10 protein-coding genes and 1 pseudogene are annotated in these 12,643 nt (G+C 42.1%); 4 read left to right on the top strand and 7 right to left on the bottom strand.

Going from position 1 to position 12,643, the window contains the following annotated elements; all coding sequences use genetic code 11:
• Both atpA and NHE_RS00500 read left to right on the top strand, forming a co-directional pair.
• Positions 1 to 1,527: a F0F1 ATP synthase subunit alpha gene (gene atpA, locus NHE_RS00505; protein WP_038558828.1), complete on the top strand. Its 1,527-nt coding sequence runs from the start codon at positions 1 to 3 to the stop codon at positions 1,525 to 1,527.
• Between the two features lie 282 nt (positions 1,528 to 1,809).
• Positions 1,810 to 2,712 (top strand): hypothetical protein, encoded by a 903-nt coding sequence (locus NHE_RS00500; RefSeq protein WP_038558825.1) that lies wholly within the window; start codon positions 1,810 to 1,812, stop codon positions 2,710 to 2,712.
• A gap of 356 nt (positions 2,713 to 3,068) precedes the next feature.
• On the opposite strand, the gene prmC is transcribed toward NHE_RS00500, so the two are convergent.
• Both prmC and tatC read right to left on the bottom strand, forming a co-directional pair.
• Positions 3,069 to 3,944, bottom strand: coding sequence for a peptide chain release factor N(5)-glutamine methyltransferase (prmC, locus tag NHE_RS00495; protein WP_038558822.1), 876 nt, complete (start codon positions 3,942 to 3,944; stop codon positions 3,069 to 3,071).
• A gap of 107 nt (positions 3,945 to 4,051) precedes the next feature.
• The gene (tatC, locus tag NHE_RS00490; RefSeq protein WP_038558819.1) at positions 4,052 to 4,831 is read right to left on the bottom strand and encodes a twin-arginine translocase subunit TatC; all 780 of its coding nucleotides are present in this window, start codon (positions 4,829 to 4,831) and stop codon (positions 4,052 to 4,054) included.
• A gap of 261 nt (positions 4,832 to 5,092) precedes the next feature.
• On the opposite strand from tatC, the gene NHE_RS00485 reads away from it, so the two are divergent.
• Positions 5,093 to 5,905, top strand: a complete 813-nt coding sequence (locus tag NHE_RS00485) for a PAS domain-containing protein (RefSeq protein ID WP_232214998.1) — start codon at positions 5,093 to 5,095, stop codon at positions 5,903 to 5,905.
• 59 nt (positions 5,906 to 5,964) lie between these two features.
• On the opposite strand, the gene NHE_RS00480 is transcribed toward NHE_RS00485, so the two are convergent.
• The 4 genes and pseudogenes from NHE_RS00480 to nadC all read right to left on the bottom strand — a co-directional run bounded on the left by NHE_RS00480 (position 5,965) and on the right by nadC (position 9,038).
• Positions 5,965 to 7,191, bottom strand: coding sequence for a DNA recombination protein RmuC (locus tag NHE_RS00480; protein ID WP_038560356.1), 1,227 nt, complete (start codon positions 7,189 to 7,191; stop codon positions 5,965 to 5,967).
• A 5-nt stretch (positions 7,192 to 7,196) separates the two neighbouring features.
• Positions 7,197 to 7,679: a ribosome maturation factor RimM gene (rimM, locus tag NHE_RS00475; protein WP_038558816.1), complete on the bottom strand. Its 483-nt coding sequence runs from the start codon at positions 7,677 to 7,679 to the stop codon at positions 7,197 to 7,199.
• A gap of 17 nt (positions 7,680 to 7,696) precedes the next feature.
• Positions 7,697 to 7,924, bottom strand: a pseudogene (rpsP, locus tag NHE_RS00470) (30S ribosomal protein S16); the annotation flags it as partial.
• A gap of 262 nt (positions 7,925 to 8,186) precedes the next feature.
• The gene (gene nadC / locus NHE_RS00465; protein ID WP_038558811.1) at positions 8,187 to 9,038 is read right to left on the bottom strand and encodes a carboxylating nicotinate-nucleotide diphosphorylase; all 852 of its coding nucleotides are present in this window, start codon (positions 9,036 to 9,038) and stop codon (positions 8,187 to 8,189) included.
• A gap of 289 nt (positions 9,039 to 9,327) precedes the next feature.
• Between nadC and NHE_RS00460 the strand changes: the two genes are divergently transcribed.
• Positions 9,328 to 10,542 carry a heme-copper oxidase family protein gene (locus NHE_RS00460; protein ID WP_038558809.1) on the top strand — a complete coding sequence of 405 codons (1,215 nt, stop codon included), beginning with the start codon at positions 9,328 to 9,330 and terminating at the stop codon, positions 10,540 to 10,542.
• Between the two features lie 42 nt (positions 10,543 to 10,584).
• On the opposite strand, the gene NHE_RS00455 is transcribed toward NHE_RS00460, so the two are convergent.
• Positions 10,585 to 12,252: an Rne/Rng family ribonuclease gene (locus NHE_RS00455; protein ID WP_038558807.1), complete on the bottom strand. Its 1,668-nt coding sequence runs from the start codon at positions 12,250 to 12,252 to the stop codon at positions 10,585 to 10,587.
• Positions 12,253 to 12,643 lie beyond the last annotated feature (391 nt).

The raw sequence follows: 12,643 nt of genomic DNA, 5'->3' as shown, positions 1-12,643 counted from the left end.
ATGAGTCTGGATATCAATGCATCCGAAGTACTGAGGATAATAAAGGAGAGAATAAAGGATTTCGATCAGCAAATCTTCTCTGAAGAGGTAGGTGAAGTGATCTCAGTGAAGGATGGTGTGGTCATTGCTTGTGGTTTGGAAAGTGTAGAGTTCAACGAAAAAGTTTTTTTCCCGGACGGGACAGTTGGTCTGGTCCAGAGTATAGAGTACGATCACATAGGGATCGTCGTGCTGGGCAATACCCAAGAAATCAAAGAGGGAGATATAGTCAAGAGGGGTAAAGAAACACTTCGCATTCAGGTAGGTAAAAAGCTTCTGGGCAGGGTCATAGATCCGCTTGGGAACCCACTTGATGGTCAAGGACAAATTCTCAGTGATACTTATTCCCCGATTGAGCTAAAAGCACCTGGAATCCTGGAGCGTAAATCCGTACATGAGCCGGTTCAAACAGGGATAAAGGCGATAGATCTATTGATCCCAATTGGACGTGGACAGAGAGAACTGATCATTGGGGATAGACAAACTGGAAAAACCACCATCGCTCTGGATACAATTATCCATCAGCGAGAAATCAATAAGAACCTCCCTGATAACAAAAAACTGTACTGTATCTACGTAGCAATCGGACAGAAATGCTCAACAGTCGCGAGGATCACACGAACCTTACAGGAGCACGGAGCTATGGATTATACTACTATCGTTCTCGCAGGTGCATCTGATTCAGCGCAATCACAGTTCCTGGCACCGTACGCAGGTTGTGCCATCGGAGAATACTTCCGAGATAATGGAATGCATTGCCTCATCGTATACGATGACCTGTCCAAACATGCAGTTGCATACAGAGAAATGTCTCTGTTGCTACGTCGCCCACCAGGACGTGAAGCTTATCCTGGGGATGTCTTTTATATCCACTCAAGACTCCTGGAGCGTGCGGCAAAAATGTCGGATAAAAAAGGTGCTGGCTCACTTACCGCACTCCCAATAATAGAGACACAAGCTGGAGATGTATCAGCATATATCCCTACGAACGTTATCTCCATCACCGACGGACAGATCTTCCTTGAGTCTGAGCTATTCAACAAAGGCATCAAGCCAGCAGTAAACGTCGGACTTTCTGTTTCCCGAGTTGGATCAGCTGCACAGGTCAAGGCAATCAAGCAGGTTGCTGGGTCGGTTAAGTTGACTCTTGCCCAATATAGGGAAATGGAGGCGTTCGCGCAATTCGGGTCAGACATAGATGAGACAACCCAAGCACTCCTAGCCAAAGGTAAGCGGTTAACTGAACTCCTAAAACAAAATCAGCACCAGACCCTCACCATGGAAGAACAAGTAGTACTCATGTTTGCAGCAAATGAGGGTCATCTTGACAAAGTCGCTGTCTCTGAAGTCGGTGACTTTGCAAAGAAACTCTTAGAGTTTTTCCACTTACACCACCCGGATCTTTTGAAAAGTATCCGTGAGACTGGAATGATAGAAGAGTCTGGTACCTTGTCAGATGCGATGAATCATTATTGCGCAAACTCATAGATTGGACTTACCACTATCCGCATCCACTGAGCCTTCGTGCTGGATAACTCTCGCTAATTTCTATTCACGCGGGCTCTTGGATGACCTTAGTCTAGTGCCTGGTATGCAAAGCACCAGCCCATGGACCTTTGCTTCTGCTTATCTCACTTCAGCTTTCAGCGAAAAGGCTACTTTACTTATTGAGAAAAAAATTCTTGTCTATATAATCTACGGAAAATACGCAAAACATTAGGATTTTGCAATATTTTTCCGCTACTCTAGACTCCGATTAGGGAATGAACCGTGAAACGTTATAAAACTAACTTGAAACGTGCCTTGAACGCACGCGATAAGAAGCTTACTAATAAGGTGACCAGTTTTACAGCTGAGTTTGAGTATTATACAAATAAGAAATTATCAACTGCAGTCACACAAAAAAGAATTTTTGGTAAGCAAGTAGCGAATCCGCATAGCTTAGAAGCACATGCTTTGATGATCATATTCTTAGCTTACCGGTTTGCTCACGCCCCACGCACAGAATATTTTAACCGCCGCATACAGCCTTTCTTAGAAGAAGCCGGTGCCATATCTGCGCGCTTTCTAGAATACTACCGAGGTGATCACAGTATCCTTGGGAAAATGAGATGGGCCAGGGTAATCCTCCGGGTTTTACTAGGTCTCATAATAATAGGGACAATAACGCTGCTTATAGTACGAATCATCAATAGAATCTCCACTTTATGTGGAAGCCAGCCAGCAGCAGAGATACTGATGCTCAGTGTGCTAGGCCTTATAACGCTACTCAGTTTAGCACTGTTCATATATGACGCGTCTAAGGGGAAGAACTTACGCGACTACAAAGCAGAAGAAATCAACGCAGAACAACTCCTGAACAAATTCACTCCAACGGTGATGCATGGCACAGCGATACTATGTACGCTCTACTTATCAATGTTAGCATTCACTCTATACTGGTGCTTCGGCGCCCTAAACGAGGAGACACTTTTTAAAACAGCAGATCCGGCAACTGGCCTTGTACTCACCCTCGGCATACTAGCGCTGATATCTCTTATCATCACAGTGGCTTCATACTGCGACATAGCAATCGGACTTGATGATCGCGACAACCTGATTCCAAGAACAGAAACCTATGATGCGCAACCGGAGCCACTATCTGAGGCACAATTCGCAGTGCTGCCGTTCTGAAAAGCAGAGTCACAAGCTAACCAGAAGAGCTCCAGCAGGCGTTTCTCTAATACCCACTGGCCCATGATTTGCCTCAGTGCAACTACAAAACTCAGCAGTTACTCTTCATCAGGATCTTGTACCCCAACCAGTGAACCATCGAGGATGCAGCAACCATCACCTTCTTGACCATCATTTGTAGGTGGGTCAACAAAAGTAAAATCTATCATAGCTACTTACCTAATATATAATTAGCCATCCTAGCATTTAACTTTAGGAAGTCCATCCATAGAAAAATCTATAGGAATACATCTTCATAATTACTTAAGATTTAAGGGTCCAAAAAGATTTTATGTTGGGATTGTATACTGGCTGTCTTATTGCAGTACTGATCCCTGTTGCTTCAAAGTAACAACACGCTGGAATCCTGATAAATCGTAGAATCTTCCAGAGATCCTAAATGCACTATTATGTAACGACAACATCGAGTCCTTCCAATAATCTCCGACCTCTAAAAAGACCTCCCCACCAGGATTGAGTATCTTTTTTGCGAGTTTCAATATAGCAAAATATGGCAATATGCCGTTGAAACCTCCGTCCAACGCAAGACGCGGCTCACTTCTCACTTCTGTTTGCAAAGTTGGAAGATCTGCTCGCTTAATATAAGGGGGATTGCTAACAATAATGTCCACCTTACCTCTAAGAATCGCGGGAACACGGTTAAAGTCAGAGTGATAAAGTCTTAATCTTGACTGCAATCCGTGTCTATGACAATTGATCCTGGTTAGCCGGAATGCTGCATTGGATTTCTCAAAACCGAAACCTATAGCATTTCTATATTCATTTAACAGCGAAATAATGATGCAACCACTTCCAGTGCCCAGCTCCAATATTCTGAGGGATCGCCTGTGTTTTCCGTACCTGGACAGGACCGCGGCAACTATCGTTTCGGTGTCGGGACGCGGAATAAGAATATTCTTGCTGACAACAAACTCGGATTTCCAGAACCCCTTCCTGCCCGTGATAGCAGCCACTGAATATTTTTTTCTCAGCTCTATAAGTGTATGGAATTCGCTTATTTTTTCCTCGCTAAGGCCGTCATTGGAATTGAGAAGTAGCTTCTCTCGTGTGGATCCAAGTACGTGCGTGAGCAACAACTCTGCATCAAGGTTGGGTGTCTGCGAACATACTCTCAACTGAACACTAGCGAATTTCAATTGAGCACCAATACTTTTATCCAACAAAAACTCCATTAAACGCACTAAACAGAAGTAAGCAAATATAGGAAACCACGGCAAGTATCAAGAATTTCGTCCTTTTATTTATCAGTGATATCCATCTCTACTTGACTCCATGGCCACTAGGTACCTCCTTTCTTTTCTGCTGAGGAACGCCTCTTACAAACATACCTACATGAGAGAATCGATAACTCATATAGGAACAACATAGGAATCGCAAGTCCTATCTGACTTAGAACATCAGGTGGCGTAAGAATCGCAGCAACGATAAATATCAATACTATTGAAAATTTCCGCTTTCTCACTAGGGCATTGTGATCCAGCAAACCAATATGACATAACAGAGTCAAAATACCAGGTAATTGGAAGGCTATACCAAATGCAAACATGAACTGTACAACAAGGTCGAGATACTCAGAAACGGAAGGCATAAATTCGATAGGCAATGTACCTGGTTTACTACCATCATATTCGAAGCTCACGAAAAATTGCCACGCAAGCGGAAAAACGTAGTAGTACACTACCGAACATCCAAGAACAAATAGTATAGGAGCGGATACAATATACGGAATGAAGGCACGTTTTTCAGTTGGATAGAGTCCTGGTGCAACAAACATATATATCTGCCATATAAAAAATGGTGCAGATAGTAAAATCGCACCAAGAAAGGCAACCTTCAAGTAAACTACGAATGTCTCAGTAAGGCCTGTATAAATCAGAGTAAAACTACAATTCTTTCCTGTGACTCCATCTCGCTGATTCGCTATTTCAGCCAGGGGCCTGAGCAAGAATTTATATATTTCCTCAGAAAAGTAATAACATAAACAAAACGCTCCAAGGAAAAAAAGTACCGAGATAACTAGTCTATACCTTAACTCAGAGAGATGGCTTCCAAAGTCCATATAGCAGCTCCACTAGAAAAACAAGTTGTCACATAGATGCATCATATTCCACCATCCCGGCATCACAACTCCGATCTGGAAGGCAACTATATAGCCAGTATAATAGCGAATGATTTTCGACGCATCATGCACCGAGATCCGCTTTACCGACCCCGATCAGAGGGGAGGACGGATTTATATGTTAACCTAACATAAAATATAATTTATTAAAAGTTAATCAAATCAATGTAACATTTATGAGTTGGGCTTCTCGTTACAATTGTGGAAATATCAATCGCACGAAGAAAAAGTGATCTTGTGATATCCATAGTCCAGGATAACAATGATAAGACAGTTATGATATCAGATGCAAATGAGGCACTGCTATCGTTATTGTTCTACACGAGTTCTGAACTCAAAGGTCGCCCATTTTTCGATATCCTAGAACAAAAAGATCGAGACAGGATATTGGAACATCTAGAATATGAAGAATATGGAATAGATATTGAATCAATTCTTACAAGACTCAGAGAACTTTCGCTGAAAAGCAAACATGGAGCGAATATTCCGGTTAAGATTAAAATCTTCCCTTCCAGCAGCGCATCGAGCAGGGAAAAAAGATATCAAATATTAGCTAGGGAATATGGTTGCATCGATCATCTAGCAGACTTCCGGAGAAGCTGTGATCATTTTGAATACTCCATAAATGACACGTTGAGGATAATGGATTCACAGTCCACAGAAGCTGAAATTGTACTTCTCTCACGGTTCTGTAAGCAGTATCGTCAAAACTGTGTTGTCGGATTTATACAACTATCTGACTCGTCAAGGACGTCCATGCTGCAAGTCATTGAGATTCTCAAGAAGTCGATTAGGAGCACTGATCAAATAGGCGCAATAGGGAGAGTAATTGTCGTCTTCATAATCGGATGCGAGCCGCAAATAGCTGACAGACCCATGTCGCGCATTATCAGCAAGGTGAGGCAATTTGATAAAGGAGCGACACTCAAGTATTTCAATTTGCTCGAGCACCCAGTACTGAACATCAAAGACGACCTCGTGAATCGAAGTAAGATTTATGCCAGTTCCATGTGATGGCCCCGTAGAGAAGAGAATCTGAAATAGAGTCTTTTCAAATGTGACCGGAATCACTGCTATTCTGGCTCAGCATGAAACTGATTGTCTTTGAGCTCCTTATTAGCTGATATTCCCATCATTTTAAGATCCTCTGCACGCTTGAACAAACTACCTCTACCATCCCTGAGTTTATTTATCGCGCTTTTATAGAGACGGTCGGAATGTGCAATCGCATTACCTACCTTTACCAGCTCCTCTACAAAAAGCACGAACTTATCATACATAGCACCAGCCTTTTTAGCGATTTCGTTGGCATTTTTGTTCTGATCAACAATTTTCCAGACTGATGACACAGCTTGCAACATCGCTATAAGTGAGTTCGGGGAAACAAGCATCACTCTGTTCCGTAGAGCTAACTCCTTCAACTCGGAATCACTGGAAAGCGCTAACATATATGCACTCTCAATTGGGACAAACATAAAAACGAATCCAGGCGTGAAAAGCTCATGAGCTGCATGATACTCTTTCCCAGCAAGATTCTTGATATGACTCCTTATGGACTTCAGAAAAAGCTCTAAATGTTCTTTCTCATTAGTTTGCACATAAAGATCGTAGTGCTTGAGTGAGGTTTTCGCATCAATCACGAGGTGTTTTTCGTCAGGAAGATTGATAATGACATCCGGGATACTACTATTCCCTAACTTCTGCTGTAGGGTATAATCTCGATCCTTCTGCAACCCGGAATGTTCCAATATTTTACTCAACACCAATTCACCCCAGAGTCCCTGGGCTTTATTATCACCACGCAGACTTTTACTGAGTTTACTTGCTTCATCAATCATTTTCTCAGTCTGAGAAGCCATACGAGCGATCTCCCTAGAGAGGGAATACCTTTCTTTAATATCAACACTGAAGGAATCCTCTATTCTCTTTTCGAATTCAGCAATCTTCACTTTGAGAGGATCTAAAAGTGTACTCAGATCACTCAAGGAACGTTCTCTGAACTTATTTGTATTACTCTCCAGAATTTTATTGGCCAAGTTTTCGAATTCCATATACATGGCCTTCTGAGAGTACTCGAAACTTTTTTTCTCAGCTTCGAGCTGCACCACACGCTTGGTAAGTTCATCATTGGAGGCCCCTTCCTTCTCATAAAGTGCGCGAATCTCCAACAATTCCGCGGACAATCTCTCTATTTTCTCACGCTCCCTTTCCAAGATGAGTCCAGCACGGACCCTCAGATAGCCAAGATACCCTACAATCAAAACAAGTACTACATTACTGATAGTCAGAATCAATAACATCTGGATCACACCTCTTCGGGAAGTATAACTTCGATCATCTTAGCACAAAGATCAACCTTAACGATGAACTCCTTAGTGAAGGGTATCATGATCTTCTTCCCTGAACGGGAAGTAATTTCAAGAACTTGAGCCGCCGCACCAAAGTCATACAGCATCAGAACAGAACCGACGTGCTCACCCTTGGAACATACAGCCATTCCGATAAGATCTTTATAATAATACTCATCCTCAGGCAGTGGAGGAAGTAAGGCCTCTGCAACAAAGACATCACAACCCACAAGGGACTCTGCTTCAGACGCACTATCGACACCTAAAAGGGACAAGACAACTAAGGATGGCTTCCTATTAAAGGATGTCCTGACAGTATAGGAGATCCCTCCAATAGAAACCTCAGCACCAACGAACCCGAAGGTACTGCACATATAGGACTGGACGCGTATACATCCTCTAACACCATGTGTAGAGGCGACCCGCCCAGCACATATCATTATTCCTGGATACTGGAAACAAATTTAGAAACTCTCTCAGTAGGCTTAGCGCCAACACTTGTCCAATACTGGATACGCTCCTTATTGAGGAGAACACGTAATGGATTATCTTTCGATAACAGAGGATCGTAGCTACCGACTTGCTCTAAGAACTTCCCATCCCTAGGAGCACTGCTGTTAGCCACAACGATTTTATAATAAGGACGATTTTTCCTACCAAATCTTGCTAGTCTTATTTTTAGCATATACAGCGAATAATACACCTAACGATTCTAATCAACGTTCGCGGAGATTTCAATTGCCCGGAATATCAAGATCCACATTTGCAGAAACCGAATTACTGCTCTCATCGAGAACCGATCACTGATATCGATCATACTGCAATACCACAGTCTTCCAAGAAAGAGCCTAAATTAGTAAGACTCCTCCACTGAAAAGTTCTCTGGAGATAATTCAATCATCGACACTAGCAGTAATGGGACTATGCATCTGAGACCTATACCAAGCTCAAGAAACACAGTCATCGACACTGACGTCAATCCCGATATCTGTGCCATTTATAGAGTGCGTCAGCATACCTACAGAGATATAGTCCACTCCGGTTTCTGCGATTCTAACTACAGTCTCGAGAGTAATACCTCCAGATGCATCAATGGCTATGGATGGACGTACACCTCTGACATACCCAACGCAATTTTTAATTTCTTCTACTGACATATTATCGAGCAGTATGGTCCCGACATTAAGCGATGCTGCTTCCCTGACTTGCTGAAAAGTATCGCATTCGACAGTTATGTAAACTTCTCCCAATGAGCTCCTAAGGCTATTCACGGCTGATTTTACACCCCCACTGATAGCTATATGATTATCTTTCAATAGCACTTTATCACTCAGGGAATCACGGTAATTTTCCCCTCCTCCTACTTTGATAGCATATAGTTCCATGCATCGCATACCAGGTGTTGTTTTGCGTGTACCTCGTATTTTCGCGTTCGTGTGAGCTACTTTATCAACGAATTTCCTTGTGATACTTGCTATTGCACAGCTTCTTTGTATGAAATTCAGAAAAACCCGCTCCACTTTGAGTAGAGCAAGTGAATTCGCATACCCAGAGATAATAGTTTCATTTTCCTGTACCATTTCACCATCGGACTTATGAAGAATATACTCTATTCCAGTTTGTCCCAAGAGTAACTCAGTCACTGGTCGCACGCACACTACCGTTGCGTCACGCGTGTTCACTTCGAACGGAACTTTTAGATCCGGATCAATAACATTGTCAGATGTGATGTCGTATCCAGCCTTTAGGTCTTCTGCAATTGCAAGTTCAGCAATTTTCTTCAGAGCATCGTAATTCATGCAAAGGTATGTAATTTTCGGCGTCACAAGTATAACGTGACTCGTTGCTTCTCTACTAGTTTTCCCTGGACGTTTTACTAAACTGAAGCGGAGCATCGTTTGACTTAAGATGCTCTCAACTTTAATTGAGGTTGACAAACGTAAGTTCTGATATATCGACAGAGCTCCAATGAAACATAATGAAACATAAAATGGCACTCTTGAAGGTAGTTCCAATACACGACATTCATACTATTTCAGGATCAGTTTGAGTGTTATACATGGAGGAGGAATACCTACTATTTTCCGTATGCGAATTAAGTGGCTCTATCTTGGTATAATAGCACTTGCGTTATCAGGTGTTTTTTCCTGTTTCGTGCTGCTTCTGAGGCTACCTTTCTTCGTTGGGTTGATACCCAACATTTTTGATGTCTCGCTCATCATCCATGTGACACTTGGCATCAATGTCTGGATGCTTGCTATCACAGTGAGTACCTGGGACAGACAAGGATTAGTACAACGCTTCAGCTACAATCTTTGTTTCATCGCAGTGATATTGATTTTCCTTTCTGGCTTTATCCCAGGGACTGATGTAATAAAAAGTAATTATATACCATTCCTCGATAATCTACCCTACATCACCGGGGTAGCACTACTTTTGTTTGGGATACTGATTAATAGTCTAGACACAATCATCAGAAGTAATTCCGAAAGATGTGATAGGATAACCGCTACTATTTTCTTAATCTCTCAGGTATGCATGTGCCTCGCATATGCACGGATGCCTAGTGCACTGACTCTTCATCAGTTCCATGAATACTTATGTTGGGGTGGAGGACATATTTTACAGTTTGTTTTCTGCCAATCGTTGATAATTGTCTTTTCTATACTTTTCAGCGTTCGAGGCTCTGATAAAGTGTTAATTAGTCTATCCTGGCTCAACCTGTTGCTGATCTTGCCTACTCCATTAATATACTACTACACACCCGATAATGAAATTTTGATACAATTTTTCACCTATCATATGCGTATCTTCGGTGGAATAGTGCCGACTACCTATATCCTTTACTTGCTATTCATTTCAAAGCAGAAAGTACCACATTCCTATTTTTGGGCATTCGCTCTCTCAGCAAGCCTTTTCGTTTATGGTGGATTGTTAGGCTTCTTAATAAGAGAAAGTAATATCATTATTCCAGCACACTATCACGGATCAATTATCGGCATAACAGTGGCTTTCATGGCTTTTGCCTATCACGTGACCGGGACATTAACATCGAAATTGTCCATGATACAGCTTTCGACTTACACCATTGGACAGTTTGGACATATAACCGGGCTATTGCTGATGGGTGGATACGGAGCATTAAGAAAAAGCGCAGGCATGACAGGTGAAAGCACTATTCTGTACAAGGCGATTTTCATGGTCGGTGGGACTCTGAGTATCTTCTCTGGAGCACTATTTGTGATCCTGCTTACTTCGAAGCTAGTAAGGAGAAAAAGCCAAAGAGCCAGGGAGCTTAATTAGAGCGACTCCGATGGGCGACACGGTCATTGTGGAAAAACAAGGTTACTGCGATCCTACTAATCTACGGATCCACGAAGCAACCCAGGATCTCCTAGAAGCACTGGCTAGAGATCGCGATTGGATCGGCGTTTCTTTGATCGCAACCTGTCCTTCAGAGATCGGGGCAACATCATGATTTTTTTCCTGAATCGCTGATATACTCACACCCTTATCCTTGCCCTGGACAGAGATTTCAAATCCTTTGAGCGGATCCATGTGCACATCGACTTTTATGCTGATCTTGACTCCAATTTCCTCTTCAGCGCGGATTATCTTACTACGATAATTATTGAATAGAAAGGCTGCCATTTCGGGGCCTGTTATAATGGAGACCTCCCTACACGGAGGAGAGGTATATATGCTCGAGAAGACTCTACGAACTTGATATTCTAGCTTGAGCGTTTTTCCTTTACCTCCGCACTGTGGACACTTAGCCATGTGAAATTCGGAAATATTATGTCTGGTCCTCTGCTTGGAAATTGTAACAAGTCCGAATTTATTAATTGAGGTAATCTGGACTCTTGCCTTATAGCGCTTAAATCCATCAAGTAGGGCTTTTTCGACGTTCGCGATATATTTGGAATTACTCATATCTATGAGATCTATCACGATGATTCCTGCTATTCCCCTGAGCTCCAGCTGACGTACTATTTCGACGACAGCGTCCATATTGACTTTGTAGGCAGTTTCTTCGATGTTAGTTTCCTTTTTCATTCTCCCGGAGTTCACATCTATTGCTGTGAGTGCTTCAGTTGTATTGATGACGATATAACCTCCATTTCTTAGAGGGACGTTTTCCTCATACAAACTATCAATTTGAGCCTCTACCTTATATTTATCGAAAAGAGGTAATCTCTCTTCATAAAGAGTGACATGGTGGTTATCAAAATATAGAGCACTCTGCACATAATCGACTGTTTCCTGGTAGACATGCTTATCATTGATGATTATTGCTCCAACACTGCTATCATAGGAATCTCTGAGAATTTTCTTGACCAAGTTTGCTTCACGGAAAATCAACCTGGGTGCTTTACCTTCTTCTTTTCTGGATGCTATTGCATCCCACTGGGAGACCAGCAGGTTATAATCATTGATGATATTTTTTTCATCAGCATTCTCGCAGTAGGACTTGAATATAACACCATACTTTCGATCACCTATTTTCTCCTCTACAAGTTGTGTCAAGCGGTTCACAGCTTTCTCATCGGAAATTTGCTTAGATAAAACAAAATCTTTGGAAAAAGGCATGAGAACACAATATCTATTGGGTAATCTCACATAGGCGGTCAAGGTAACATCTTTATTGCGTCGCTTTTCTTTGGTAACCTGGACGAAGATCACCAATCCCTTTTTGATGACTTCCGTCGCATTGAAGTTCTTGTAAAGATACACATGCTTGTCTTCTGCGATAGCATTGACCTTCACATCCTCAAGGAGATCAAAATACGTCACGGGAATCTCAGAGAACGGTAGAAACCCGTATTCTCCAGGCAAGTACTCAACGAAAGCAGCCTGAAGCGAATCATCGACCCTGAAGACTACACCCAAATAGATATTTCCCTTTTGAGGGAGGTTAGAAGCACTTTCGAGATCATATCCGATCAACAGGCCATCCTTCAGGATAGCGACTCTGGTTTCATCTTCAGTTGAATCTATGAGTATCTTTTTCAAGGAGTTTTTAAGATATTGGAATAAAAATTCATTCTATCTGACCTTTCTCCTTTCAGCAAGAAACAGGAAACCAAGTTGCTCATGAAATTTTAAACAGCGAAAGCAAAATATTGTCAAAGTTAATATTACCAAAGAGTACTATCGGAATCTTACGCTTTACCACACAGAACTCCTATATGGATGTGTAGAACTGTAGGCATCAAAGATCACGGTTTATACAAAGAAAACTCTGCTCCATAGGAACGAGGGGAACTTCGCTAGACTCGAAAAAATAGCCTTAACTTCGGACACGACCAATCCTGCGCATTTGAACTTACTTTTACTTCCACTGGTTTAAAAAATCTAATTTCCCGGACAGTGAAAATTTGCTAATACTGCTTATATATACCTT

The sequence above is a fragment of the Neorickettsia helminthoeca str. Oregon genome (genome assembly GCF_000632985.1).
Classification (GTDB): domain Bacteria; phylum Pseudomonadota; class Alphaproteobacteria; order Rickettsiales; family Anaplasmataceae; genus Neorickettsia; species Neorickettsia helminthoeca.
The sequence above is the reverse complement of the archived record's forward strand: the minus strand, read 5'-3'. Positions and strand labels throughout refer to the sequence as shown.

Coding starts and splice junctions, on each gene's coding strand:
- atpA (WP_038558828.1), top strand. CDS start 1: ATGAGTCTGGATATCAATGCATCCGAAGTACTGAGGATAATAAAGGAG.
- prmC (WP_038558822.1), bottom strand. CDS start 3,944: ATGGAGTTTTTGTTGGATAAAAGTATTGGTGCTCAATTGAAATTCGCT.
- tatC (WP_038558819.1), bottom strand. CDS start 4,831: ATGGACTTTGGAAGCCATCTCTCTGAGTTAAGGTATAGACTAGTTATC.
- NHE_RS00480 (WP_038560356.1), bottom strand. CDS start 7,191: ATGTTATTGATTCTGACTATCAGTAATGTAGTACTTGTTTTGATTGTA.
- rimM (WP_038558816.1), bottom strand. CDS start 7,679: ATGATATGTGCTGGGCGGGTCGCCTCTACACATGGTGTTAGAGGATGT.
- nadC (WP_038558811.1), bottom strand. CDS start 9,038: ATGAATTACGATGCTCTGAAGAAAATTGCTGAACTTGCAATTGCAGAA.
- NHE_RS00460 (WP_038558809.1), top strand. CDS start 9,328: ATGCGAATTAAGTGGCTCTATCTTGGTATAATAGCACTTGCGTTATCA.